This window comes from Streptomyces sp. NPDC048255 (assembly GCF_040652415.1).
Taxonomy (GTDB): Bacteria; Actinomycetota; Actinomycetes; order Streptomycetales; family Streptomycetaceae; genus Streptomyces.
This window is the reverse complement of the sequence record NZ_JBEZMA010000009.1, coordinates 1-25,696: the sequence shown is the minus strand read 5'-3', so window position 1 is coordinate 25,696 and position 25,696 is coordinate 1. Positions and strand designations below refer to the sequence as shown.

At 75.2% G+C, this 25,696-nt stretch carries 16 protein-coding genes; 5 read left to right on the top strand and 11 right to left on the bottom strand.

The window, feature by feature from the left end; all coding sequences use genetic code 11:
• Positions 1-9: 9 nt before the first annotated feature.
• The 8 genes from AB0D94_RS10430 to AB0D94_RS10395 are packed head-to-tail and all read right to left on the bottom strand — an operon-like array spanning position 10 to position 18,135.
• Positions 10-1,230, bottom strand: a complete 1,221-nt coding sequence (locus AB0D94_RS10430; RefSeq protein WP_362048690.1) for an alkaline phosphatase family protein — start codon at positions 1,228-1,230, stop codon at positions 10-12.
• Between the two features lie 45 nt (positions 1,231-1,275).
• On the bottom strand, positions 1,276-2,190 hold the full coding sequence (locus AB0D94_RS10425; protein ID WP_362048687.1) for a galactokinase: 915 nt from the start codon (positions 2,188-2,190) through the stop codon (positions 1,276-1,278).
• The gene (locus AB0D94_RS10420) at positions 2,187-4,013 is read right to left on the bottom strand and encodes a class I SAM-dependent methyltransferase (RefSeq protein ID WP_362048684.1); all 1,827 of its coding nucleotides are present in this window, start codon (positions 4,011-4,013) and stop codon (positions 2,187-2,189) included. Before AB0D94_RS10420 ends, AB0D94_RS10425 begins: the two co-directional genes overlap by 4 nt.
• Positions 4,010-5,182 carry a glycosyltransferase gene (locus tag AB0D94_RS10415; protein ID WP_362048681.1) on the bottom strand — a complete coding sequence of 391 codons (1,173 nt, stop codon included), beginning with the start codon at positions 5,180-5,182 and terminating at the stop codon, positions 4,010-4,012. Before AB0D94_RS10415 ends, AB0D94_RS10420 begins: the two co-directional genes overlap by 4 nt.
• Entirely contained in the window at positions 5,179-6,012 is an 834-nt protein-coding gene (locus tag AB0D94_RS10410; RefSeq protein WP_362048678.1) for an alpha/beta hydrolase, read from the bottom strand. Before AB0D94_RS10410 ends, AB0D94_RS10415 begins: the two co-directional genes overlap by 4 nt.
• A 7-nt stretch (positions 6,013-6,019) precedes the next feature.
• Complete coding sequence (locus tag AB0D94_RS10405) at positions 6,020-6,334, bottom strand: acyl carrier protein (RefSeq protein WP_362048675.1); 315 nt, start codon at positions 6,332-6,334, stop codon at positions 6,020-6,022.
• On the bottom strand, positions 6,324-11,063 hold the full coding sequence (locus AB0D94_RS10400) for a beta-ketoacyl synthase N-terminal-like domain-containing protein (protein ID WP_362048672.1): 4,740 nt from the start codon (positions 11,061-11,063) through the stop codon (positions 6,324-6,326). Before AB0D94_RS10400 ends, AB0D94_RS10405 begins: the two co-directional genes overlap by 11 nt.
• Positions 11,053-18,135, bottom strand: a complete 7,083-nt coding sequence (locus AB0D94_RS10395) for an SDR family NAD(P)-dependent oxidoreductase (protein ID WP_362048669.1) — start codon at positions 18,133-18,135, stop codon at positions 11,053-11,055. The genes AB0D94_RS10400 and AB0D94_RS10395 overlap by 11 nt, the downstream gene beginning before the upstream one ends.
• Before the next feature lie 695 nt (positions 18,136-18,830).
• Here AB0D94_RS10395 and AB0D94_RS10390 point away from each other — a divergent pair.
• The 3 genes from AB0D94_RS10390 to AB0D94_RS10380 all read left to right on the top strand — a co-directional run bounded on the left by AB0D94_RS10390 (position 18,831) and on the right by AB0D94_RS10380 (position 22,430).
• Positions 18,831-19,724, top strand: coding sequence for a LysR family transcriptional regulator (locus AB0D94_RS10390; RefSeq protein ID WP_362048666.1), 894 nt, complete (start codon positions 18,831-18,833; stop codon positions 19,722-19,724).
• Between the two features lie 127 nt (positions 19,725-19,851).
• Complete coding sequence (locus AB0D94_RS10385; protein WP_362048663.1) at positions 19,852-21,081, top strand: putative Ig domain-containing protein; 1,230 nt, start codon at positions 19,852-19,854, stop codon at positions 21,079-21,081.
• Positions 21,082-21,251: 170 nt separating this feature from the next.
• Entirely contained in the window at positions 21,252-22,430 is a 1,179-nt protein-coding gene (locus tag AB0D94_RS10380; protein ID WP_362048660.1) for an aldehyde dehydrogenase family protein, read from the top strand.
• A gap of 31 nt (positions 22,431-22,461) precedes the next feature.
• On the opposite strand, the gene AB0D94_RS10375 is transcribed toward AB0D94_RS10380, so the two are convergent.
• Both AB0D94_RS10375 and AB0D94_RS10370 read right to left on the bottom strand, forming a co-directional pair.
• Positions 22,462-22,767, bottom strand: a complete 306-nt coding sequence (locus tag AB0D94_RS10375) for a hypothetical protein (RefSeq protein WP_362048657.1) — start codon at positions 22,765-22,767, stop codon at positions 22,462-22,464.
• A gap of 245 nt (positions 22,768-23,012) precedes the next feature.
• A complete protein-coding gene (locus tag AB0D94_RS10370; RefSeq protein WP_362048654.1) occupies positions 23,013-23,237 on the bottom strand; it encodes a hypothetical protein in 225 nt (74 codons plus the stop codon).
• A 197-nt stretch (positions 23,238-23,434) separates the two neighbouring features.
• Between AB0D94_RS10370 and AB0D94_RS10365 the strand changes: the two genes are divergently transcribed.
• Positions 23,435-24,091 carry a DUF4230 domain-containing protein gene (locus AB0D94_RS10365; RefSeq protein ID WP_362048651.1) on the top strand — a complete coding sequence of 219 codons (657 nt, stop codon included), beginning with the start codon at positions 23,435-23,437 and terminating at the stop codon, positions 24,089-24,091.
• Positions 24,092-24,310: 219 nt separating this feature from the next.
• On the opposite strand, the gene AB0D94_RS10360 is transcribed toward AB0D94_RS10365, so the two are convergent.
• Complete coding sequence (locus tag AB0D94_RS10360) at positions 24,311-24,823, bottom strand: hypothetical protein (protein WP_362048648.1); 513 nt, start codon at positions 24,821-24,823, stop codon at positions 24,311-24,313.
• A 280-nt stretch (positions 24,824-25,103) separates the two neighbouring features.
• Between AB0D94_RS10360 and AB0D94_RS10355 the strand changes: the two genes are divergently transcribed.
• A complete protein-coding gene (locus AB0D94_RS10355) occupies positions 25,104-25,604 on the top strand; it encodes a hypothetical protein (RefSeq protein ID WP_362048645.1) in 501 nt (166 codons plus the stop codon).
• The last annotated feature ends 92 nt before the right edge of the window (positions 25,605-25,696 follow it).

Below are 25,696 nucleotides of genomic sequence, written 5' to 3'. Positions count from 1 at the left end.
CCGGTTCCGTCAGAACCAGTTGAGAGTGAGCGGGAAGGTGGTGCTCGCCGACTTGCCTGCCGTGTCGGTGACCGAGGCGGTGATCTGGAGCGTCCCGGACCCCCACGGCTTGCCGCTGATCCGGCCGGTCGACGCGTCCATGGCCAGACCCCACGGCAGCCCGGTGGCGGTCCACCGCAGCGGGGCCGTCCCGCCGGTGGCCGTCACCTGGATCGTGCAGGACTGGTTGAACTTGCAGGTCTGCGCGCCCGGGTTGACCACGGCCAGGCCGCCCGGCGGCGGCTCCTCACCGCCGGTCCCGAAGACCTCCGTGATCGGCTGGGCGCTCGCCGCGTTGCCCGCGTGGGTCGTCCCGAACAGGTCCTCGAAGGTCCGCAGCAGGTTGAAGTGGTTGTACGCGCTGCCGTACCGGCCCTGCTTGACGTGCGCGCCGGAGAAGACCGTGGCGATCTGGTTGGAACCGAGGAAGTTGTCCTCGTCCCAGGTGAGCACCAGCAGGCTGTTGTTGGCCTTCGCCCACTGCGCGTACGCGTCCAGATTGTTCTTGACCCAGGTGTCTCCCGTGCTCACCGGGCACGAGTGCATGTCGTTGCACTGGTTCGGCACGATGAACGACAGGTGCGGCAGCGCGTTGAAGTCGGTGCGCGGGAACTGTGCCCAGGTCTTGCCGGTGTTGAGCGGCACGTTCTTGAAGGCGAACCACGGATTGTGCTTCTGCGCGTACTGGCCGTTGGTGCAGGCCGTGGACCCCTCGCTCGGCAGGTCCTCGTTGTACGTGGCGAACGTCTTGCCCGCCGCGATGAGTTCCTGGCCGAGGTTCGGCGCGGTCATCGACTGCGGCGTGTAGCAGCCGTCGCCCGTGATGCCCTGGGTGCCGCCGGAGAACATGTTGAAGTAGTTGGGCTGGCTGGGGTGGGTCAGCGCCTTCATCGCCGTCAGGCTCGCGCCGGCGTTGGCCAGCTGGTTGATGTACGGGGCGTTGGCGCTGCCGATGATCTCGCCGTACTGCTTGTTCTCGAAGACGACCACCACCACGTGGTCGTAGCTCGGCAGTGCCGCGGCGGCCGACCTGGGCGCCGACGGGGTGTCGGCGGCCTCGGAGCTGCCGACGGTCATGGCGGTGACGAGGCCGAGCGCGCAGGCGATGCCGGTCGCAGTGGCCCGCCACCTCCGGCCCCGCCCGCTCGGTGGTGCGTCCGGGACGTCGGGTGCTGAATGTCTGGTTCGCATGAGCTGATGCCTCCTGTGTCCTCGCCGTGGCCGCAGCGGCCCGGCTCATTCCTCCCGCCGGGCCGCTCCGGCCACGGCGATGTTCACGAAGCGCGGCGCGGGCAGGCCCAGGCCGCGGAACTCCTCCGCGACCGCCGCACGCACCGCCGTCAGCCGGTCCCGGGGCAGCAGCACCAGCACGCTGCGGCCCGCCCGGCTGCCCGGCGGCCACGCGCTGAGCGCGCCCGCCCGCCGGGCGCACTCGACGCCCCGTGCCAGACCTGCCCGGCGCTCCTGCGCGGAGCCCCGTACGGCCATCAGCACCAGGTGCGTCCCCGAGGCGGGCGGGTCGAAGGGCACGCTCCGCGCACCCAGGCCCGACCCCACGCGCAGGGCCGTGCCGGGGCGCGCGTACAGCACGGCGGAGCGCAGGGCGTCGTCGTCCTGCGGAGCGACCTCCCGGATCAGCCCGGCGAGCAGCTCCCGCGCGGGCCGCGGCTCGCCCTCCCCGGTGTGTACGTCGGCCACGGCGAGCGCGACCGCGCAGTCGAGCGGTTCCGCGAGGCGCAGCCCCGCCGCCTCGGTGAGGGTGCTCTGGACGTGCAGGTCCGTCCCGGCGCGGCCGTACCCGGCCCGGGCGAGGGCCCGCAGCAGCGCGTACGGCCGGGCCGCCCAGGCAGGGGTGTCCGGGTACGGGCCCGTCAGCTCCAGCTCGCAGCTCTGCGCGGGGTGGCTGAGCGAGCTCAGCCTCACCGTGCCGTCCTCGCGCGGGGCCGCGGCAGCCGCGACCGGCCAGCCGGCGGCGGCCACCAGGCCCGGCGAGCCGAGGTGGAAGGCGTGCGGGGCGCTCCACACCGCGGCCGGCGGCCGCCCGTGCGCGGTCTCCAGCGCGTGGGCGACCAGACGGAACAGCGGGTCGGCGGTGGCCCGCCGGGCCAGCGGGAGCCGGACGCCGGCCCCTCCCGTCGTCCCGGCGCTCACCTCGACTCCTTGCGCGCCAGCAGCCGGTACGCGTTGCCGCCGTCCGTGCGGCGGGCCACGGCGGTGCGCACCGCGTCCAGCAGCCCGGCCGCCGCCAGGCAGGGCAGGGCGGCGGCCCGTACCGCCTGGCGGGCCGCGCGCCGGGCCGGGCGGAGCAGGGCGGGGTCGGCCCACGGACTGTGCGGGTCGGGGGCGAGCCGGTTCGCGGTGAGCGCGACGGTGCCCACGAAGTCGTTGTGCTGATGGGCGGGCCCGTGCTGCTCGGCCAGTACGGTGAAGCCGCGTTCGGCCAGCGCCACGCGGAGGTTGACCGCCGGGATCAGGTGCTGGTGCTGGGGCTGGAACCACGGCAGCCAGTGCGGGCCCATCAGCCGCGCCATCCTCGACTGCGGATCGGGCAGTTCGATCAACAGGTGCCCGCCCGGCACCAGGACCTGCGCCGCCGCGTCGAGCTCAGCGAACGGGTCGCGGGTGTGCTCCAGGTAGTGGTACATGCTGACGGCCTCGTACTGACCGGCGAGCTTGCCGGCGAGTTCGGGGAACTGGCCCTGGTAGCCCGTCGCGACCCAGCCGCGCCGCTCGGCCTCCTGGATCCCGTCGCCCATGTCGAGCCCGTCGAAGCGGGTGTCCGGCCACACCTCGCGGGCGACGTCGCAGAAGTGCCCGTGGCCGGTGCCGACATCGAGCCAGGTGGCGGGACTGGCGTACGGGGCGAGCATCGCGGCCCGCGCCCGGTAGTGGGCGCCGAGCCGGCCGAAGACCGTCCCGGCACCCTCGCCGCCCCGGCCGTCGTAGAAGTCGCGGTAGTAGAAGTCCAGCCCCTCCACCGTCAGCCGCGGATTCTGGAAGACGTGTCCGCAGGCGCCGCACTCCTCCAGCGTGAAACGGCCCGGCTTGCCCTGGAGGAGATCCGGCATGCGCACCCGAACCGACAGCCGCGCCGAGCCGCACCACGGGCAGTGGCCGAGCCGTGGTTCGAAGAACCGGTCGGTGCCGCCCGCGAGTTCGGCGGCGTACTCGGCCCTGCGGTCCGGTGCCCCGGCCTGTTCCGGCTCCGGCGCCCGGGCCTCCGCGGCCGTACGCAGCCCCGCGCCGAGCGACCGCAGCGGCCGGGCCGCACTGGCCTTGGCCAGGTCCGCGGGGCGCAGCGGGCCTCCCGCGCTCAGCACCAGGGCGGGCTGGAGCCAGTACAGCCCGGCCGCGGCGACACCCCAGCGGCCGTCCCGCAGGACTGCCGCGGCGAGCAGCGCGAGACCGGCCAGCTGGGCCGCCGAGAGCAGGTCCGGTGGCAGGCCCTGGGCGCGCAGCTCCGCGGCCCGGCCGCTGAGACCGGCGGGAACGGCGCGGGCACTGAGGCCCGGGGCGACGGCCAGATCCGTCGAGGCGGTGGCGTACTCCTTCAAACGGCGGGTGAGCGCCAGGAGTTCCACCCGGTCCCGAGAACGGTCCGGATCCACTCCCGACCGCTGCAGGACGTCCTCGCCGACGAGCACGGCGTAGCCCGCGCCGCGCCCGGCGGCCAGCCGGTCCTGCCGGTAGCCGGCCGGGTCGACCAGCCGCAGCAGCCCGAGCGCCTCCTCCGCGGGCAGGTCCGCCGGCACCAGCTCCAGCACGTCCAGGCCCTCCCGGTCGGCGTGGGCGCGGGCGGCCGCGAGGACCCCCTCGTCCGCGGCGACGCCCCGCGCGGCGAGCAGCCGCCGGCGCGGCCCCGCGGAGGGCTCCCCGGCGGGGAGCAGGACCGGCAGCGCGTGCAGGCGGCGGCGCGCCCGTACCGTCCCGGCGCCGAGTGCCGCGGCGATCGCGGCGGAAACCCATGGGCTCATGCGAGCCCCTCCAATCGGTCGGCTGCGGTGGCGGCGCCCCCCGCGGCGGCGAATGACGCCTGGATCCGCCGGGCCGCACGGCGGTGCGGCCCGAAGTCCTCCAGTACGGCGGTCAGCGCGTCGTGCAGGTCGGCCGGCCTGGCCCGGCCGAAGCGCACCCGGACCCCGGCGCCGGCGTCGGTGACCTGCTGCGCGACGATCGGCTGGTCGTCCCGGATCGGTGCCACGACCAGCGGGAGCCCGTGGGCGAGCGTCTCGCACACCGTGTTGTGGCCGCCGTGGCTCACGACCGCGTCCAGGTGGGGCAGCAGCCGCAGCTGCGGCACGGCCTCCCGGAGCAGGGCGTGCGCCGGTACCGGGCCGGTCAGGTGCCGGGGGGCGGCCACGATCAGCTGGACCCGGTCCGCGAGCTGTTCCCCGGCGGCCAGGACCGCGGCGTAGAACCGGGAGCCCGCCTCCTGGTTGAGGGTGCCGAGCGAGACCAGCACCCGGCGGCGCTCGGGGTCGAGCCGCTGCCAGGGGAAGTCCGTGCCCGGCGGGCGGGACCCGAAGGCGGGGCCCACGCAGGCGTAGTGGCCGGGGAAGGGCCCGGCGCCCCCGATGAGTTCCGGGGTGGAGAAGACCAGCACCAGCCGGTCCGAGAACCGGGGATCCCAGCCGGGCGGCGACCCGCACTCCGCGAGCAGCCCGGCCACCTGGTCCGCCACCCAGTTCCCCACCTTGGGGAAGCCGGCGAACGGCCGGGTGAACTCGGCCGAGGTGCTCGCCGAGGTGGCCCAGGGGATGCCGAGCCGGCGGGCGACCACGGCCCCGGCCAGCGCCTGCTGGTCGGCGACCACCACGTCCGGGTCGAACCCGGCGACGGCCTTCTCCACGCCCGGCACCATCGCGTGGGCCAGCGGCACCAGAGCCTGCGTCCACAGGAACCGCAGGGCGGCGACGCCCCGCAGGTCCCGCCACCGCCCGTGCAGCGCCGCGTACCCGCCGGAGTCCGGACCCGCGGCGTCTCCGGAGGGGAACAGCCGGGCGTGCGCGGGCAGCAGCCCGGACAGCACCTCGGCGGGACCCGTCCAGGCGGTCTCGTGCCCGCGGGCGGCCAGTTCGGCGGCGACGGCGACCGTCGGATTGACGTGCCCGGCGAGCGGCGGGACGACGAAGAGGAACCTCATACGATCAGCGCTCCCGTCCCGGCCCGGCTGACGGCCGCGGCGTGGGCCAGTACGGACTCGCGCAGCACTCCGCTGGCCTCCTTGAGCACGTCGTGGCCGAGCCCGGGCAGGATCCGCAGCGTGCACCACGGGGCGTGCCGGGCCAGCTCCGCGGCGCCCGGAACCAGTTCGGAGTGCTCCCCGCAGATGACGAGCACCGGGCAGCCGATCGCGGCGTAGTCGGCGGGGGTGAAGGTGCGGCCGGCCGCGATGTCGTCGATGAGGGTGGTGCGGTTCAGCAGCGCGTCGGCGATGGCCGTCAGCTTCGCCGCCTTGCGCAGCCGCAGCGAGGACAGTTCGGCGGGGACCCGGCTGTCCTCCAGGCTGAGCGCGGCAACGGACAGGGTGTCGACCATGTTCTCCACCCAGGGGCCGCTGAGCGGCGGTTCGAGCAGGGTCAGGCCCGCGACGAGGTCGGGGCGGGCGAGGGCGGCGTGCAGGGCGAGCGTGCCGCCGTAGCTGTTGCCGACCAGGTGCACCGGCCGCCCGTCGAGCCCGAGGGCGGACAGGAGGGCCACCAGGTCCCGGACGGCGCTGCGGCTGTCGTACCCGTCCGGCGGGCGCTCGCTGAGGCCGTGGCCGCGCAGGTCGTAGAGGACCACCTCGTGCCCCGCCCGCGCCAGCGGCACGCCCAGCGGGCAGTAGAAGCTGGAGAGGTTGTCGACGACGAGGCCGTGCAGGAAGACGACCGGGAGGCCGCGGCCGCCCTCCGCACCGTCGGATGCGTGGACTTCGGCCGCGGGCAGCCGCTGTACGTGGAAGCGCAGCGCGTTGGCGAGGATCTCGGCCATGACCGGCTCACGCCGCCGTGGACGGGCGGACCGGCAGGGAGGCCAGCGCGCCGTGGGCGATCCGTGCGATGTGGTCGACCAGTTCGCCGACCGACATGGCCAGGATCGCCTCCATGTCCTTCTCCGCGATGAAGCCCATGAGGTCGACCCGGGACCCGTAGCGCTCGTGCAGCAGCTCGGCGAGAGCGACGAACTCGATGCTCTCCAGTGCCAGGTCCTCGTTGAAGGTGGTCTTCATGGTGACCTCGTCGGCGAGGAGGAACTCGTCGCCGACGATCTTGACGAGCATGCCGGTGATCTCGGCGAGGATGTCAGATGCCATGGCTGTTCTCCGTCGGGGTCGGAAGGGCTGCGGGGGCGGACGTGCGGGGGAACGCGGTGGCCGGGGTCGGGGTCGGGGCGGTCCGGGTGGCAGGAGCGGCGGGGGTGTTCGCAGCGGTCGGTGCGGTCGGGACGGTCGCGGTGGTCGGTGCGTTCGCGGCGGTCGGGACGGTCCAGGCGACCTGATGGCCCTCGAACGCCGTCGTGCGGATGTGGTGCGCCCGGCCGGCGGGGGAGAGGACCCGCAGTCCGCCGGCCGGATCCTCGGTCACCTGCCAGTGCACGAGCCGCCCGCCCAGTCCCGTCCCCTCCGCCTTCGCGGCGGCCTCCTTGGCGCACCACAGGGTGGTGACGGCCGCGGCGAGGCCGGTTCCGTCCCGGGCCGCCAGCCGCTCGGCGAGGCGGTGCTCTTCCTGGGTGAGCGCGATGCGGATCAGGGCACCGGGGTCCTCGGCCACCGGCTCGACGTCGATGCCGACAGGGGCGTCGGCGTGCGCGAAGGCCACCGCGATCCGGTCCTTGTGGGCCAGGGTCAGGTGCAGGCCGGCGGCCAGGCCGCCGGGGACCGGGCGGCCCGCCTCGTCGTGCCCCACGGTGACCTCGGCCGGGAAGACCGGCCCCGCGCCCCGGTCCCACAGCAGTTGCCGCAGGGCGTCCTTGGCCGCGATCCGACCAAGCAGCCACGGCGCGCGGGCACGCGGCGCGAGCCGCTCGTACACCTCGCGCTCGGCGGCGCCGAGGTAGCGGCGCATGACCAGTTCCTGCGAGGCGGGATCGCCCCAGCGCCGCGTGGCCGCGCACCAGCCGCCGGACTGCGGTTCGCCGATCCCGGACACCTCCGGGGTGAACTTCATCGGCCACACCCGCTCGTCGGCGGCGAACCGGCGGTACGTCCAGTCCTCCAGCCGCGCCCAGACCGCGCCGTCGGGGGTACGCAGCTCCACGTCCCCGCGTACGGACGTGGGCCGCACCTCGCGGATCCGGGCCGTGGCCGCCAGCAGCGTGCCCGCCGCGGGCGGAGGGCCGTACAGGCGGATCCGTTCCAGCACGGCCGGGAACACCAGCCGGTCGGAGTCCAGGCGCAGCTGCATCCAGTGGCCGAGGAGCTGTCCGGCGGCGTCGAGCAGGGCGCCCGGGGCCGGCAGCGCCCGCAGCACGCCGCGGATTCCGTCGTCGGCGACGGCGGTGACCTCGTGGACCCCGGCGAACCGGGGGCCGTGGAACATCCAGCGGTCCCGGTAGAGCGCCTCGGCGGACACCGGCGCGGGGCCTTCGGCGGTGAGGGGCGCCGGATCGGGTGCGGGAGGAGCGCCGTGGCCGGACCCGAGGCGTACGGTGACCGACGCGCAGTCGCCCATGTCCACCCGGACGCGGCCGTCGCCCGCCGGGCGGGTGGTGAACTCGACGTCGACGGCGGGCGCGACGGGGAGCCAGCGCAGGGCGCGCATGTCGTCGAAGCCGGTGACGAGCTGCCCGGGCCGGTCGGCGAGGGCCGCCTCGGCGGCCAGCTCCAGCATGGTGGTCATCGGGACGACGGGGAAGCGGTCGGAGTCCTCCTGCCAGTCCTCGGGTTGCAGGTAGACGCAGTGGTCGCGGACCGAGGGCAGGGTGTCGAGGGAGAGCCGACGGGTGTGCGTGCGCGGCGCCTCCTCGCCGGCGCGGGCCCGGGCGGCCGGTGCGGCGACTGGTACTCCGGTGACGGCGCCGGCTGCCGGGACTCCGGTGACGGTGGCGCGGGCTGCCGGGGCGCCCGCCGGGGGTGTTCCCGACGGGGCCTGGGTGACGGCGGCCAGGGCGCCCGCCCGGGCCGCGGGGGCGGCGGCCAGGGCTTCCGTGACGGCGCGGACGGCCTCCTGCGTCTCGTCGAGGACGGCATCCAGTTCCGACAGGAGCACGGGCCGGCCGGAGACGGCCGCGGGGCCCGGAGCGGAGAGCGGACCGCGCTCCCACAAGGGCTGGACGGCGCCGTTCAGGTGCACCAGCGGGGAGCCGAGGTCGAGCCGGACCGGGTGCCCGGCGCGGTCCGGCGCGGTCCGGCCGGTGAGCCGGTCCCAGCGCGGTTGCAGTCCCTCGGTCCACAGGGCCGCCGCCAGGTGGCGCAGGGCGTCCAGGCCCGGCAGCCGCGGGGTGGAGGCGGCCGCGGCAAGGTGCCCGGTCCCGCGCAGGGTGTCCTCCACGAAGCCGGTCAGGCTGCCCGGCCCGGCCGAGACGAAGGCCCGTACGCCCGCCTCGTGCAGCCGCAGCGTCAGGGCGCGGAAGTCCACCGGCTCCAGCAGGTGCCTGACCACCAGCTCCCGGATCCCGTCCGGGTCGGACGGGTACGGGGCGGCCGTGGTGGCCGACCAGACGGGGAGCGCGGCCGCCTGGAGCGGCAACCGCTCGAAGGCGGCCCGCACCTGGCCGAGGTACGGCTCCCACATGGGCGTGTGGAAACCGGACCGGAAGGGCAGCTCTTGGCCCATCACGCCCTCGTCGGCCAGTCGGCGCAGCACCGACGCGACCTGCGGCGGCGGGCCGCAGACCACCGACTGGTGGGGGCAGTTGTCGTGGCTGACGGCTACGCCCTCCAGCCCGTGCAGGGCTGCGGCCGCCTGCGCCGCGCCGCAGCCGAGGGCCGCGTACACGAGGTCCGGCACCGCCAGGGAGCCGGGCCGCAGCGAGCCGAGGAAGGTGTCGACCGCCTCCTGGGGGTACATCCCGGCGGCGACCATGGCGGCCCACTCGCCGAGGCTGTGCCCCGCCAACAGGTCGGGCCGGATGTCCAGTTCGGCCAGGACCCGGGCGAAGAAGCGGCCGGTGGCCACGGCGTCGAGGGCGCGCTCGACGAGCTCGCCGCCGCCGGTGAGCGCGGGGGCGGCGAGGCCCAGGTGGGCGGCCACCTCGTCGAGGGCGGGTGCGAACTCCGGCTCCAGGCCCGGGAAGAGGAGGGCGAGCTTGCCGCCGGGCTCGGCGGCGTACGGGCCGAGCAGCGGCCGGGGCGTGAACCACACGCCGCCCCGGCCGCGCCAGGGCCGGCCGCGCGCCACGACCTTCGCGGCCAGTGCCCGGCGCTCCCCGGTCGGCTGGGCGATCGCCAGCCGGTACGGACCACCGTGCTCGGCGGAGGCGGAGGCGGAGGCAGAGGCAGAGGTGGACGCGGAGGCGGACGCGGACGTGGCAGCGGAGGTCGGCGCCGCCAGGAGCCGGGCCAGCTCCTCGGGGGTCCCGGCCGTGAGGAGGAGTACGGATCCGGGCCCCGCGGCTTCCCGCGGGCGGACCGTGGCGCGCGCCGGGCCCACCGGGAGGAAGCGGCGTACCGGAGGCCGCGACGCGCGGGCCCGGGGGGCCTCCTCCAGGATCGCGTGGGCGTTGATGCCCCCGAACCCGAAGGCGTTCACCCCGGCCCGGCGGGGCTCCGGGCCCGGCTCCCAGGGCTCGGCCGTGCGCACCGGCCGCATCCGCGTCCGGGCCAGGCCCTCGTGCGGATCATCGAGGTGGAGGGTCGGCGGCAGCACCCCCTCGTGGACGGCGAGCGCCGCCTTGATCAGCCCGGCCATGCCGGAGGCCTGCATGGTGTGTCCGAGCATGGACTTGACCGAGCCCAGCGCGATCGGCCCGGCCGTGTCCCGTCGCCCGAACACGCGGGCCAGGGTGGAGAGTTCGGCCTCGTCGCCGACCGGGGTACCCGTTCCGTGGGCCTCCAGGAGGCCGATCTGCCCGGCGGCTGCCGGATCGAGACCCGCCATCGCCCAGGCCCGCTCCAAGGCCTGGACCTGGCCGTCCACCAGCGGACTCATCAGGCTCGCCGCCCGGCCGTCGCCCGCGACGCCGATCCCGCGGATCACCGCGTACACCCGGTCGCCGTCCCGCTGGGCGTCCGCGAGCCGCTTGAGCAGCACCACGCCCGTCCCCTCGGACAGGAGCGTGCCGTCGGCCCGCCGGTCGAAGGGGCGGATGTGCTCGCTGGGGCTGAGGGCGCCCAGCTGGGTGAACACGCTCCAGAGCGTGGCGATGTGGCAGTGGTGGACGGCGCCCGCGACGACGAGGTCGCAGCGGTCGGCGGCCAGCAGCGCGACCGCCTGGTCCACGGCCAGCAGCGAGGAGGCGCAGGCCGCGTCCAGGGTGTACGCCGGGCCGCGGAAGTCGAGCCGGTTGGCGGTACGGGCGGCGGTGAAGCTCGGAACCAGTCCGATGGACGCCTCCGGCTGCTCCGGGCCCAGGGCCTCCTGGAAGGCCCGCCTGATCGCGGCGATCCGGCCGGCGCTCAGCTCCGGTGCCAGCTCGTGCAGAGTGGTGCTCAACTGGTGTGCGGTACGCACCCGTTGGTCCAGGCGGGCGGTGGCCACGCCCATGAACCCGCCCCGGCCCAGCACCACGCCGATCCGCGCCCGGTCGGCGGGCAACCGGTCCTCGCCGCCTGCATCCGCGATGGCCTCCGCAGTTGCGTGCAGGGCCAGCAGTTGGTCGGGCTCGGCCCCGGCGACGGCGGCGGGCATGATGCCGAAGCGCGTGGGGTCGAAGGCGGCGAGGTCGTCGACGAACCCGCCGCGCCGGCAGTAGAAGCGGTCGCTGCCGGACGGGCCGTCGGGGGCGTAGTACACCTGCGGATCCCAACGCCCGGGCGGGACGTCGGTGATGGCGTCGACGCCGGCGAACAGGTTGTGCCGGTAGGCGGCGAGGTCCCCGGCACCCGGGAACACGGCGCCCATGCCGACGATCGCGGCATCGGTCGGACGGGGGTCAGCGGCCATGGTGGGCCTCCGGGTCCGTCGCGTCCGCCCGCGCCCGCTCGGGGCCGGCCGGCGGGCCCGCTCCGTCAGTTCCGCCCGCTCCGTCAGTCCTGTCAGTGCCGTCCGCTCCCTCCGCTCCCTCCGCTCCGTCCGCCATGAGGACGACCTGTGGATCCGTGCCGTGGGCCAGTTCCGCCAGGAAGGCCTCCGCACCCGCGTCGGGTTCGATGAGCGCGATGCCCCGTTGGGCGTACGCGCGCTCCAGTTCAGGGGTGACCATGCCGCCCGCTTCCGCGGCCCAAGGACCCCAGTCGACGGACAGGACGCGGCCGGGGGAGGCCGCGGACCAGGCGTGGGCCAGGGTGTCCAGGGCGTCGTTGGCGGCCGCGTAGTCGCTCTGGCCGCGGTTGCCGTACACGCCCGCGACGCTGCCGAAGAGGACCAGGAAGGCCGGGGCGGGCGGCGCCGCCGATCCGTCGTCGGTGCCGGCGACCGCGGCGGCGAGGTGGCGGGCGCCGTCCACCTTGGTGGCGAAGACGTCCGCGAAGGCCTGCGGGTCCTTGTCGCGCAGGAGGGAGTCCCGGAGCAGACCCGCACCGTGCACGATGCCGTCGAGCCGGCCGTGGCGGGCCCGGATGCCGGCCACGACCGCGCGTACGGCGGCCTCGTCGGTGACGTCGGCACAGTGGTAGCGGACCGACGCCGCCGTGCCGGCGAGGGCGAGCAGGGTGGCCCGCACCTCCCGGGCGGCCAGGATCCGGGACGCGGCCGCCTCGATCTCCACCGGGGTGCGCAGCCCTCCGGCGATCAGCGCGGCGCGCAGCGCCACCCGGTCGTGTGCCGAGGCGAGCGCGGGATCCTCGGCGGCCTCGGGCGGGGGAGTGCGGCCGATCAGCTCGATGTGGCAGCCCGAGGCCCGGGCCAGCGCGAGTGCGGTGCGGGCGGTGATCCCGCGGGCTCCGCCGGTGAGCAGGACCACGCAGTCGCCGTCCAGCCGTACCCGCGGGGGCGAGGTGTCCGCGAGCGGCGCGGGCATGGTGCGCAGGCCCATGCGGGTGCCGTCGGTGTAGCCGACGGCCACCGGCCCGTCCGGAGCGCACAGTTCGGCGAGCAGGTGGGCGGCGATGCGTTCCGGGCGGTCCTTGGGGTCGAAGTCCACGGCCCGTACGAGGACTCCCGGGCATTCGAGCGCGGCGCTGCGGGCGAACCCGCGCAGCCCCAGCCCCGGAAGCGGATCGGGCGCGGCCGGGCCGTGTCCGAACGCCCCGCCCGCCGCGGTGGCGACGAGCAGCCACCGCACCCCGGCGACCAGCGCCCCGCGCAGCCTGGGGAACGCCTCGGGCAGGACGGGATCCTGGCCGGGGCGCAGGGCACTCAGATCCACGAGGCCGTCCACCCCTTCGGCGCCCGCCGGCTGATCGGCGGGTACGGTGCGCACCCGTGCCCCGTGGGACTCCAGCAGTGCGGTGAGCGCGGGCCCCACCCCGAGCTCGTCCTCGACCACGGCGAACGTCCGCCCGGCCAGTACCTCCGCGGGGTCGCCCGTGGCGGGCGGCCCGGTGGGGGAAGCCTCGACGCGGTGCCGCACCGGGGGCCGTACGAGGGCCCGGTCGCGCTCGGCCGGGGCCTGCGCGGGGGCCGAGGCCGAGGCATGGACCGGAGCCGGAGCCGGAGCCGGAGCCGTAGCCGGAGCCGGAGCCGGAGCCGTAGCCGGGGCGACGGGCCGGGCCGGGGCCGGCGCCACGGCCCGGTCCCCGGACGGGGGAGCGTCCGGCGCCGGCTCCCGGGAGGTGATCCAGTCCACGATCCCGCGGAGCGTCTTGATCCGGGACAGCTCCTCCACGGCCGACTCCCCGGCGCCGTCGAGCTGTCGGGGCAGGCCGATGCGCTCGGCCAGGGCGCCGACGATCTCCACGCGCTTGATGGAGTCGACCGAGAGGTCCGCCTCCAGGTCGAGGTCGGGGCCCAGCATGTCCCGCGGGTAGCCGGTGCGGGTGTGGACGATCTCCAGGACCGAGTCCATCACCCCGTCCGCGGTGAGCGGCCCCCGAGCGGCCGGGACCGCTGCCGGCTCCTCCGCATCGGCGGGGGCTCCCACCCCTCCCGCCGCTGCTACCGCGTCCGTCGCTCCCGCCACCGGCGGCCGCGCAGCCGGGCTCGCCGCCGGGGCCCCCTCGGCGCCCAGATAGCCCAGCAGGACCTCGCGTTGGGCCGCCACCAGCTCCCGCGCGCCGCGCAGGTACTCCAGTACCGCCTCCTCCCGCCGGTCCGCGGCAGCCGCGGGCTGCGGCAGGGCGACGCGCCGGGCCGGGCGCAGGCCGCCCGCCACGGGCGAGCCGTCCGCCGTGCGCACCAGATGGCCGTCGACCAGCCAGCCGGGACGGCGGGGCGCCCGCTCGGGCAGCAGGGCGGTCCGCCCCTTGAACAGCGCCTCGGGATCCACCGGCACTCCGGCCGCCGCCAGCTCCGCGAGCGCGGCGAGCAGCCGGGGCAGGCCCGGCTCCCCGGGGACGTCGCAGGCCACGGCCGTGTGCGGCCGGTCTCCCAGGATCCTGCCGACCAGGCCCGTCAGCACCCGGCCGGGCCCCGCCTCGACGAACGTCCGTACCCCGGAGGCGTACATGGCCTCGATCTGGTCCACGAAGCGCACCGGTTCGGCCACCTGCCGGGCGAGCACCTCGCGCACCTCCGCCGGATCGGCGGGGTACGGCAGGGCCGTGGCCGTGGACCAGACCGGGACAGCGGGTTCCGCCAGCGGCGTCCCGGCCAGCTCGGCGGCGAGGCCGGTCACGGCCCCGGCCACGACCTCGCTGTGGAAGGCGCAGGCCACCGGGATGCGTTCGGCGCGCAGCCCGGCGGCGTGCAGCGCGGCCAGGGCCGCCTCGACGGCCGGCGTCGGACCGGAGACCACGCACTGGGCCGGCGCGTTGTGGTTGGCGATCACGCACCCGGCCCGCTCCGCGATCTCCCGGACCTGCTCGGGGGCGGCCGCCACCGCGGCCATCGTCCCGGGGTCCTGCCCGGCGGCCTCCAGGATGGCCGCCGCCCGGCGGCCGCTCAGCCGCAGCAGAGCAGCGGTGTCGAAGGACCCGGCGGCATACAGCGCGGTCAGCTCCCCGTACGAGTGTCCGGCGGTGCAGTCCGGCCGGACGCCGAGCGAGCCGAGGAGGAGGTGCGAGGCCGCGCCGGCCAGGCCCAGCGCGGGCTGTGCCACCCGGGTGTCGGTGACGGCGGACCGCTGCCGCGACCGCTCCTGCGGAGTGAAGGCGGCCGGCGGGAACATCGCCGCCACCACCTGCCGCGGAGCCTCGTCCAGCAGTCCCCGCAGCCGCGGGAAGGCGACGTAGAGGTCCCCGAGCATTCCGGGGCGCTGGCTGCCCTGTCCGGGAAAGAGGAACGCCACCTTCCCGGGATCCGCCCCCGGTGCCCGTACGTGTACCCCGTCGCCCGCGGTGAAGCCGCGGGCCCGTACCAGCTTGGCGGCGAGGTCCTCCAGGCTCTCCGCGATCACCGAGACCTGTACGGGGCCGGATGCCGACGCCGCGGTCTCGGCGGCCAGGTCGCGCAGCGGCCAGGGCCGTCCCGCGCCGTCGTTCTCCTCCAGCCGGGCCGCCAGCCGGTCCATCGCCCGCGCCGCCGCGGCGTGGTCGGCGCCCCGGAAGCAGAACAGCTCCGCGGGCCAGGCGTCGAGTCCGTGCGCGGGCTCCTCCTCGTGACCCGCCAGTACGGCGTGGTAGTTCGTACCGCCGAAGCCGAAGGCGCTCACACCGGCGATCCGCCGGCCCACGGGCGCCGCCCACGGCCGGGCCTCGGTGTCGAAGAAGAACGGGCCCGTCCCCGCCCGCCAGTCCGGATGCGGGTGGTCGAGGTGCAGCGTCGGCGGCCGCACCCCGGCGTGCACCGCGCGTGCCGCCTTGATCAGTCCCGCCAGTCCGGCGGCGCACTTGGTGTGGCCGATCTGGGACTTGACCGAGCCGAGCGCGCACCCGGCGGCGCCGTCGCTCGCGGAGCCGCCGGAGCTCGCGAGGTTCCCGGAGTTCCCGGAGTTCGCGAGGTTCCCGGAGTTCGGGGAGTCCGCGGAGGCCCCGAACAGGGCGGTCAGCACCGCCAGTTCGGTGCCGTCGCCGACCACCGTCCCGGTACCGTGCGCCTCGACCAGCCCCACGTCGGCCGGCGCGATGCCCGCCCGCTCGTACGCCCGCTCCAGGGCGCGCCGCTGGCCGTCGGGCCGGGGCGCGGTCAGCCCGAGGGAGCGCCCGTCGCTGGAGGCGCCGACGGCCTTGACGACCGCGTACACCCGGTCGCCGTCCCGCTGCGCGTCCTCCAGCCGTTTGAGCACCACCGCGGCGACCCCCTCGCCCAGGGCGATCCCGTCGGCGGCCGCGTCGAAGGGGCGGCACCGGCCGGTGGGGGACAGGGCGCGCACGGAGGCGAACATCAGGTAGTCGTTGATGCCGTTGTGCACGTCGGCCCCGCCGCACAGCACCATGTCGCTGTCCCCGGAGCGCAGTTGGCGGCAGGCCAGGTCCAGCGCCGCCAGCGACGAGGCGCAGGCCGCGTCGACCGTGCAGTTCGCGCCGCCGAGGTCGAGCCGGTTGGCGATCCGGCCCGCGATGACGTTGGCCAGTACGCCGGGGAAGGAGTCCTCGGTGAGCTTGGGCAGCTGGGCGTCCAGTTCCGCGGGAACCTCCCCGAGATAGCCGGGATAGAGGGCCCGGAAACCGTAGGCGCCCGCCAGATCCGTGCCCGCCTCCGCGCCGAAGACCACCGAGGTGCGGGAGCGGTCGAAGGCGCGTCCGCTGCCGTAGCCGGCGTCCGCGAGGGCCCGGCCGGCGATCTCCAGGGCGAGGAGCTGCACCGGTTCGATCCCGGCCAGCGAGGCCGGCGGGATGCCGTGCGCGAGCGCGTCGAAGGGCACCGGGGGCAGGAAGCCGCCCCACCGTGACGGCGTACGCTCCCCGGCCCGCGCAGGGTCGGGGTCGAAGTAGAGCGCCGGATCCCACCGGTCGGCCGGCACCTCGGTGACGGCGTCCCGGCCCGCGACGACGTTCGCCCAGAAGGCGGCCAGGTCCCCCGCACCCGGATACGCGCAGGCCATGCCGACGATCGCGATGTCCAGCGGCTCGGCGGGCTCCGCCACGGGCGGCCCGGCCGGGGCGAGTTCCCGGGTCCGCCGCTCCAGGAAGGCGCTGGCCCCCTCCGTCACCTGCGCGTGCAGGGCGGCGACCGTGGTCGTGGCCGAGCGGGCGGTGGCGGCCTGGCCGAGCATGAAGAGCCCCTCGCGCCGCTGCTCCTCCTCGGTCGCCGGCACCGGGCCGGCGCTCCCGTGCCGCAGCCCCTTGCTGGCCAGGCGCAGCCGCCCGAGGTTGAGCCGCTCCAGCTCCTCCCACACCTCGCGCGGGCTCACGCCGTCCGCCGTCATCCGCAGCCGCGTCGCTTCGAAGGCGTCGGCGTACTCGGTCTCCGCGCACCGCGTGGCGTGTCCCGGCGCGGTCCGCAGCAGGACGGTCGCCTCGCAGTCGAGGGCGGCGGCCTGGAAGCCGGGCAGTACGGCCCCGGCGGTGACCGCCTCCGCGGTGAAGAGGTAGGCGGTGCCCATCAGGACGCCGATCCGGGCACCCCGCCCCACCAGCGGCGCGGCGGCGACCGCGACCATGGCGGCCGACCGCTCGTCGTGGATGCCGCCGGCGAAGAGCAGGTCCAGTGCCGGGGCGTCCTCGCAGGCCAGCAGCCGGTCGATCTGCTCCTCCCACAGGGTGAAGGAGGACCGGGGGCCGATGTGACCGCCGCACTCCAGCCCCTCGAAGACGAACCGCCGGGCGCCCTGTGCGAGGTACTGCTCCAGCAGGCCGGGGGAGGGGACGTGCAGGTACGTCCGCGTGCCCCCGGCCTCCAGCGGCGCCGCCTGGGCCGGCTGACCGCCCGCGATGACGGCGTACGGGGGGCGGACCTCCGCGACCGCGGCCAGCTGCTCGGCGCGCAGTTCGGGCGGCGCGAAGCCGAGCAGGCCCACGCCCCAGGGCCGGGCGCCCAGGCGGCGTGCGGTCTCGGCGAGCAGGGTGCGGACCTCGTCGCCCGGCATGACGGCGAGCGCCAGGTACGGGACCCCGCCCGCGTCCGCGACGGCCGCGGCGAACGCGGCCTGGTCGCTGACCCGGGTCATCGGGCCCTGGGCCACGGGGAGATGGGGGGCCGCGGGGTGCGGCCGGAGCGGGGCGCTCTCCACGGCCGCGTCGAGATGGGTGGCGACCGCCTCGCGTACGGCCTGCACCACGCCGCCCGTGGTGCGGTGGCGGGCCGCGAAGCGGGCGGCGAAGGCACCGTCCTGGCCGAGGGGCAGGGAGTGGGTGTGCAGCCCGCGGGCGCCGAGCCGGTGGGGGAGCTCCCCGGGATCGGGCGGCGCGAGGTCGGGGCGGGTGTAGATCCGGTGGCCCGCGACGACCAGGGTCTCGCTGCCGTCCATCGCGCGGAGGGCGGCGGTGATCTCCCCGGGGAGGGCGGCCTCGCCCTCGGTGGTGAGGGCGAGTTGGGCGTCGAGCACCACCCCGGCGGCGCCGCCCGCGACGGCGGCGGCCGCGGTGTGCGGGCCGATGCCGCCCTGGGCGAGGACCGGGACCGTCACGTCCGGGTCGGCCAGCAGTCGCTGGAGCAGGACGAACGTCGTCAGTTCACCGACCCGGCCGCCTGCCTCGTGCCCCTTCGCGACGACGGCGTCCGCCCCGGCGGCCACGGCGTCCGCCGCCTCCTGAGGGCTGGTCACCTCGGCCCATACCCTGCGGGCGCCGCCGGCCGCCCAGGCTGCCGGACGCGGCTGCTGGGCGGGATCGGCCAGGAGTACGGTGTCCACCTCGGCCGGCAGCTCGTCCGGCCAGACCGGGCAGCCGACCGGCACCCGTACGCCGTACGGCTGTCGCAGGGTCCGCGTCGCCTGGGCCAGGGCACGGCGGGCGGGGCCGGCGTCTCTGCCGAGATCGAGCAGGCCGAGCGCGCCGGCGCGCTCGGCGGCCACGACGATCCTGGGGTTGGGCTCCTCGAAGGGGCTGACCGCGACGACGAGGTCGCGGACGGCGGAACGGACCGGCTGGGGGGTCACAGGCGCTCCTGACAGGCCGAACGGGCAGGGGGAACGGTGCGGTGCTGTACGGTGCGGGCCAACGGGCTGGGGAACGGGCAGCGCGGGCGGACGGGACGGACCGGGCGCAGAGCGGTGGCGCCGAGCGGTGGCGCCGAGCGGTGGCGCCGGGCGTGGTGCGGAGCGGTGGCGCGGGGGGTGGCGCGAAGCTGTGGTGCGGAACGATGGCGCGGGGAATGGCGCGAAGCGGTGGCGCGAAGCGGTGGTGCGGAGCGATTGGCGCGGGGGACGGCGCAGAGCGGTGGCGGGGTCGTGCGGCGAGGGCCCGGGCAGGTCAGGGGGGTGGCGAGGGTCCGCTCAGGCCGCTCCGGGCGGGCACCCACCATGGGTGACCGCCGGTAACGCCGTCATGCCGCGTTGCATCGTGCGGTGGCCGCCTGTGAGTGTCAACGGCCGCATTGGTAGGGTCCATTCGCTTTCGGCCGCCCGGCGGCCGCTGCGAAATCCGTAGCCTGGAACCGCTCCCACCGCCTGGGCCTGCGATGTTCCACACACCGGAAGCATTCCTTCCGCGTGGCGGCGGAGCCGGGCCCCCCGGTCGGGCATGCCGGGTCGGTATGGCTCGCAGTGAACCCGGTATGAGGGCTTCCGTAATCGGCCGTTTGTTCACTCGGCCGCCCCTTACACCTGAACGGTCCTGGAGTTACCGTCCGGTCATGACCCCCACACTCGCGCAGCTTCGGTACCTCGTCGCCGTCGCGGACTGCCGCTCCATCACCGGCGCGGCGGCGTCGGTGTTCGTCGCGCAGTCCGCCCTCTCCCGGGCAGTTCAGGCCATGGAGCGGGACCTCGGAGTGGAACTGCTCGCCCGGCGCGGGCGCGGCGTGGACCTCACGCCCGCGGGCACCCGCGTGGTCCGGCTCGCCCGTACGGTGCTCGACGCGGTGGAGGCGATCGAGGACGTCGGCGCCCCGCACGGGCAGAAGACCCGGGCCACCCTGCACGTCGTGGCCACCCCGACCCTGGCGCTCGACCTGGCCGTCGATCTCGTACCCGCCTTCACCGAGCGCAGCCCGGGTATCGACGTACGCCTGCACCAGCACGACAGCCGGGAGGTTCTCGTGCAGGAACTCATCGACGGAACAGCCGAGTTGGGGCTGGTCGACCTGCCGGTGGACAGCGAGCTGTCGGCGCACCACATCCAGGAGCGGGAGGTCGTCCTGATTTCGCCGCTCGGTTCCCGGCTGCCCGACCCGCTGCCCTTCCGGATGCTCGACGGCCTGGACATGGTGCTGCCGGCGCCGGGCACGGGCCGCCGTACGGAGCTGGAGGCGATGTTCAGCTGCCTGGGAGTACGGCCCGTACCCACGCTGGAAGTCAACGAACGGCTGGCCTGGGTGACCGGCGTGATCGACGGCCGGGGCTCGCTCATCTGGTACCGGGACGTCGTCTTACGGGCCTTCGGACGCCGCGCCGAGGTGCGCTCCTTCACCCCGCCGCTGCTGCGGCCCGTAGGCCTCGTGCACGCCAGACGCCCCCTGAGCCGCGCCGCTCGGGCCTTCCTCGCCCACGCCCGGCACAACTCGCCCGTACGCGAGCCCAGTCGTTGACCGCCGGCTTCCCCGGCCGGCGAGGGGAGGCGCTCCGGGCACGCCATGCCCGCCCGGCATCGGTCCATGCCCAACGCGGAGGTGCCCGCCGCTTGGGAACTGCGGCTGTCACCCCCACATTGTGCGCATGTCCCGACTCCTCGTGTCCCCCCGCGCCGCGGCGACCGCCGCCGCGAGCCTCGTCCTGCTGTGGCCGCTGCCGCAAGCCGCAGCCGCAGCCGTGCCCCTACCCGCGTCCACCTCTGGGAAGGCCGCGCAGCCGCAGCCCGCGGTGCCCTCGGCGGCAGCCGCCCCGGAGCGCAAGTGCACCCTGCCCGCGGGCCTGGCGGAGATCAGCGGGCTCGCCATGAGCACGCGCCACCCCGGCGTCTTCTACGCCGTCAACGACAGCGGCAACAGCAACCAGGTCTTCGCGATCGACTGCAACGGGCCCACCGGCCAGCTCAAGGCCACCCTCACCGTCGCGGGCACCTCCAACACGGACTGGGAGGCGCTGGCCCTCGGCAAGGACCCGGCCGGCCGCCCGGTGATCCTCGTCGGTGACATCGGCGACAACTTCAGCGGCCGCGCCGAGCTCTCCGTCCACAGCTTCCCCGAACCCGAGACCCTCGCGGGAGCCGCCACCGTCACCCCCGTCACCTACCGCTTCGCCTACTCCGACGGCCGCCACGACGCCGAATCGCTCCTCGCCGACCCCGTGACCGGGCAGTTGTACGTCGCCAGCAAGCTCATCGGCGGCGCCGGCCAGCTCTACAAGGCCCCGCTGCCGCCCCAGCCCGGACAGCTCAACACCCTCACCCCGGTCCGCCCCGGTCCCGTCTTCGCCACGGACGGCGCCTTCTCGCCCACCGGAAAGTCCTACACCCTGCGCAGCGGCGGACCCCTCGGGGCCAACACCGCCTCGGTGTACGACGCGGCGACCGGAGCCAGACTCGCCGATGTGGCACTGCCCGCCCAGCCCCAGGGCGAGATCGTGACGTACGCCGACTGCGCCACGCTCCTGGTGGGTTCCGAGAACGACAACCAGATCTGGCGTGTGCCGCTGCCCGCGGAGGCCGCTCCCGGCTGTGACGGCACCACCCCGCCGCCCACTGGGGACCTCAAGCTCGCCAACCCCGGCCCGCAGACGTGCAAGTTCAACCAGAACTGCACGATCCAGCTCACCGCGACCGGAGGCAAGCCGCCGCTGCGCTACGCCGCGAGCGGGCTGCCCTGGGGGCTGACCCTGGACGCCGCGACGGGCCGGATCAGCGGCAAGCCGTGGGGATCGGGCACCGTCCAGATCACCGCCACCGCCACCGATGCGACCGGAGCCTCCACCAGCACCACCTTCCCCCTCACCCTCAACTGGTTCTAGCGCCACCCGGCTGGGGCTGAACGTCACCCGGCCACACCCCTGCGGTGTGGCCGGTCCCCCCGGGAAATACGGGAACCATCCGAGGGCTCCGGCTGTTGGTGAAGGAGACGGCTGAGGGTTCTTGGGGAGAACGCGGGGGAGTCGTGCTCGGTCACACCATGCTGAAGGTCTTGTCCCGTCCCATGTACAGCCGGTTCGACGATCGGGAGGGCCTGGATCTCGCGGCCGTGGAGCTCGCGTTCCACCGTCTGTCCGCGCGGGCGCCCCAGGACCGTCGTGGGGCCCTGGAGGCCCTGTCCGGCGAGGACCGCGAGGATCTGATCATCGGCGCGTTCGCCTATGGCGCGACGCGCGAGGACCCGTGGAACACCCGGTCCGACGCGAACCTCCTGGCCACCGCGCTGGAGGCCTTCACGTCCGGCATCGTCGTGAGCGGCAGGGTGGAGGAGGACCCGGCCCTGCGGCTGACCCCCTCCTCGTCCGTTCTGCTGGCCCGGATCGCCGCGCGGCACCTGCCGCCGGGCGTGCTCAACGTCGTCTGCGGCGACCGCGACACCGGCCGGGCGCGCACCGCGCACCGCGACGTCGCCCTGATCGCGGTCACCGGCAGCGTGCGGGCGGGCCAGGAGATCGCGGCCGCGGCGGCGGCCGGCCTCAAACGGGTCCACCTGGAACTCGGGGGCAACGCCCCGGTCATCGTCCACGACGACGTGGACGTCGAAGCCACCGCCGCGTCCCTCGCCGCCGTCGCCTACTACAACGCGGGCCAGGACTGCACCGCGCCCACCCGGCTCCTGGTGCACCACCGGATCCACGACGCGTTCCTCGTGGCCTTCGCCGCCGCCACGCGGAAGCTGCGCACCGGAGCCCCGGACGACCCGGACGCCGACTTCGGCCCCCGCAACAACGCGGACCAGCTCGCCCGGGTCCAGGCCCTGCTGGACCGCGTTCCCGCCCACGCGGAGATCGTCACCGGCGGCGCGCGCCTCCCGCACCCGGGCTTCTTCCACGAGCCCACCGTGGTCGCCGGCGTCCACCAGGAGGACGAGATGGTGCAGGAGGAGATCTTCGGCCCCGTCGTGACCGTGCAGTCCTTCACCGACGAGGCCGACGCCCTGCGCCTGGCCGACGGCGTGCGCTTCGGGCTGGCCGCGAGCGTATGGACCACCGATCACGACCGTGCGATGCGGGCGACGCGGGCCCTCCACACCGGGATCGTCTGGGTGAACACCCACGGCACGACCGTTTCCGAGATGCCCCACGGCGGAGTCAAACACTCCGGCTACGGCAGCGACCTCTCGCTGTCCGGCCTCCTGGACTACACCCAGGTCAAGCACGTCATGCTGTGAGCGGAAGGAGCAGGCGACCCGCCTGCGTGCCTCAGGAGCTGCCGCCGCTGATGCCCGGGGCGACGAAACGCCGGTGCAGGGGGAAGAACTGCGGCTCGGGGTCGCTCTGCACGCCGAGTTCGCCCTTGAGCACGGGGGCGATCCGCGCGGCGATGAAGCGGTTGAAGTGATCCTCCGACTCCCAGATGTCGAGGACGTTGAGGCCGCCGGAGACGAACCACGCGGCATGCAGGACGCACCCGTCCGGCGCGTCCTGCTCCCATCCCACCTTCTGACGTACCGCGTCATAGATGTCGGGCGTGATCTCGGGCCAGGAAAAGGTCATCACGACTGCCATGGAGCTTCCTCTCGATCGCCTGGACGCGCAGTGGCCTGCTGGCCCGCGCCATCGCACTGCGACGCTAAGCCGCAGCTCCCGCCTCTGCACCGCGGGGCGTCCATTCGTGCTGCCCGTTGCCCGGCGCGGGCGTACACGCCTGCGCAGGTCCGGACCCGGCACGGGCTCCCGGACGCTGCCGCAGGCAGGTCAGGGCCCGGCCGGGGTGGCTACCCGTCCGGCCGGGCCCTGGCTGTGTGGACCTGCTACAGGTCGTCGTGCAGGTCTTCCTCGCGGAGCAGGTCGTCGTCACGGCGACGCGTGGATTCGTCGGCCTCGTGACCCTTGCCGCGGGAGGGCTTCGCGGGTTGGCCCGGCTGCTGGTGGTGCGTCGGGTTCTGGCCGGCGGGGCGCTTGGGCTGCGCACCCATCTCGTCGGGGCCCTTGCCCGACTGGCCCGGCTGCTGCCGCTTGTCCTGCTTACCGCCCATCACGGTGCTCCTCGCACTCGAGAATGCTTGCCTTCCCACACTCACACGAATGGTGACGATCTGCATCATTTGGCTACGCACAGTGCTCCCCGCGCGCAGGCCCGCCCGGCGGTCGATGCCCGGTCCGATGGGCTCGACGGCATGGCCGCCTGCCCACGGGGCATCGGAACGGTATGGAGACTTCCGCTCAACCACCTGTGCGTAGCAAGGAGTCGGGGGGATCCGGCTCGCGGCGGACGGTGACGGTGGCCGCGATCCTCGTGGCAGTCGCCGCGATCCTCGTCATCGCCGGGCGGTTCAGCCTGCTGCCAGGCTTCGGAGGGCTCTTCGGCGACGAGAGCCGTGACCGGTCGGGTCCGGCCGTCCTCAAGTCGATCCAGAACATGAGCCGTTACGAGGGCGCCGCGGGGAACTTCCAGGTCGTCGTCGACCTGGAGAAGGACGCCAAGCTGCTGCCCGACGCCATCCGGGGCACCCGCATCCTCTACGTCGGGGCGGGCACGGTCAGCGCCTACGTCGACTTCGGCCGACTCGGGGAGCAGAGCGTCACCGTGAACGAGGACCGCACCGAGGCCGCCCTGCGACTGCCGCACGCCACCCTCGGCGACCCCGCCCTGGACCCGGCCCGTTCCTACGCCGTGTCCAAGGAGCGGGGCCTGCTGGACCGGCTGGGCGACCTCTTCTCCGACAACCCGGCGAGCGAACAGGCCGTCCAGCAGCTCGCGGTCCGGCACATCGCGGACGCGGCCCGCGACAGCGGCCTCACCCAGCGCGCGCAGGAGAACACCACCGCGATGCTCGTGGGCCTGCTCCGCTCCCTCGGCTTCCAGCAGGTCACGGTCACCTACAACTGAGCCGCGGACCGGTGCGCGTGCGTGCCCGGCCTGATCGGCGAGGCCCTAGGGAGTGTCGTCGAAGTGCCGTCTGGCTGGTGGGGTCCGGCACGCACGCTCGCCGCGTTGTCGTCGGTCGCCGATGCTCCGCATCGACTCCCTCCTCCGCCTTGCGATCGCACGCACCAGGCCCCACCAGCACCGCCCTGCGGGCCGCCGACGCCACTTTGACGACACTCCCTAGTAGCGCAGGGCCGTACCGGTCTCCGCCGACACCGTGCCGGACAGCTTGTGCGTACTGCGGGCCGTGCCCTGGCCCGTGCCCTTGCCGGCCACGTCCGAGACCGTCACCACGACGGTGTCGAGCAGCTTGCCGCCCTCGTCCTTGAACTCGACCTGCACCGCGAAGGACTTCGCCGCGTCGTCGGTGTTCCGCACGGTCACGGGAACGGTCGTGTACCCGTCCGCGTCGGTCGTCGGCGTCCCCAAGGACACCTGGTCCCTGGCATCGACCCCATCCTTGATCTCCGCGAGCTTGTCCTTCGCGACGGCCGCGGCGGACTCGGCGGCCTTCTTGGCCTCGGCAGCGGCCGACGAGACCGCCTCCCCGGCCGACTCGACGGCCGCCGCGGCGCTCGACACCGCGCCGGACGGGTCGCCGGCGCCGTTCGAACAGCCCACGGCACCGAGCGCCACCGCTGACAGCGCCACCGCACCTGCCACACCACGCATCCACGCGACCGCGGTCACCATGCCTCCAAGATTCTTCCGGGCTCCCCAGTCAAAGGCCCCGCGGGCTCCGACGCCCACCGCACAGGGCATACGGGTCAAGGCGCGCGCGGTGGTGCCGTCGCGTGCCGCCGCGCAGTCACGCCCCGCGCCGCGTCCGTGATCGATCGTCGGTGCGTTCGATCGTCGGCGATCGAATCTTCGGCCCATCGGACGCGGACCGGAGGCCGGGTTTCGCCACTGGCCTCCGAGGGGCACTGCCAGGATGGGCAGAGCTGCCCGATTCCGCTTCCGGGAGGACGAGTTGACCGCTCCAGAGGGCGAGGGGCCCCAGGCCCCGCCGAGGCCGTCGTACCCGCTGAGGACCTCTCCGCGAGCCCACCGGCCGCAGGCGGCGGCGGAGCCGACGGCCCAGCTGAGCCTGCCCCGGCCGCGCATGCGGATCAGGAACCGGCAGACGGCGGCCCTGACCTTCCGGGCGGACGAGTGGGCCGCGCCGAAGGCTGCCGGCCAAGCCCTGGAAACGGTTCGGGGCTGGGGCTACCCGGGGCTGGACGAGCAGGATCTCGCGGCGGCCGTACGGGTGCTGGTCGACGCGGCCGTGCGGGACGGCGGGCGCCGCGTCAGCGTGCACCTCGGTGACCAGGCGGACAAGATCCTCGTCATCGCCCTGAGCCACCGGCCCGGGAGTGCGCCCGAGGGCGACGCCTTCGCCGAACTCCGGACGCTGGCGACGGTGGACAGCTGCGGCGACGACCTGGCCGAGGACGGCCGTCGCGTCTGGGCCGTCCTCGACACCGCTTAGGTCCTGTCCGGGCGATCTTCGTGGATCAGCCCGCGTCGTCTGGTGCGGTGCATCGCAAGGCGGAGGATCGCAGCTCGTACTTGGCCGTACTC

Coding starts and splice junctions, on each gene's coding strand:
- AB0D94_RS10415 (WP_362048681.1), bottom strand. CDS start 5,182: ATGAGGTTCCTCTTCGTCGTCCCGCCGCTCGCCGGGCACGTCAATCCG.
- AB0D94_RS10420 (WP_362048684.1), bottom strand. CDS start 4,013: ATGAGCCCATGGGTTTCCGCCGCGATCGCCGCGGCACTCGGCGCCGGG.
- AB0D94_RS10405 (WP_362048675.1), bottom strand. CDS start 6,334: ATGGCATCTGACATCCTCGCCGAGATCACCGGCATGCTCGTCAAGATC.
- AB0D94_RS10410 (WP_362048678.1), bottom strand. CDS start 6,012: ATGGCCGAGATCCTCGCCAACGCGCTGCGCTTCCACGTACAGCGGCTG.
- AB0D94_RS10400 (WP_362048672.1), bottom strand. CDS start 11,063: ATGGCCGCTGACCCCCGTCCGACCGATGCCGCGATCGTCGGCATGGGC.
- AB0D94_RS10430 (WP_362048690.1), bottom strand. CDS start 1,230: ATGCGAACCAGACATTCAGCACCCGACGTCCCGGACGCACCACCGAGC.
- AB0D94_RS10375 (WP_362048657.1), bottom strand. CDS start 22,767: ATGGCAGTCGTGATGACCTTTTCCTGGCCCGAGATCACGCCCGACATC.
- AB0D94_RS10390 (WP_362048666.1), top strand. CDS start 18,831: ATGACCCCCACACTCGCGCAGCTTCGGTACCTCGTCGCCGTCGCGGAC.
- AB0D94_RS10385 (WP_362048663.1), top strand. CDS start 19,852: ATGTCCCGACTCCTCGTGTCCCCCCGCGCCGCGGCGACCGCCGCCGCG.
- AB0D94_RS10360 (WP_362048648.1), bottom strand. CDS start 24,823: ATGGTGACCGCGGTCGCGTGGATGCGTGGTGTGGCAGGTGCGGTGGCG.
- AB0D94_RS10370 (WP_362048654.1), bottom strand. CDS start 23,237: ATGGGCGGTAAGCAGGACAAGCGGCAGCAGCCGGGCCAGTCGGGCAAG.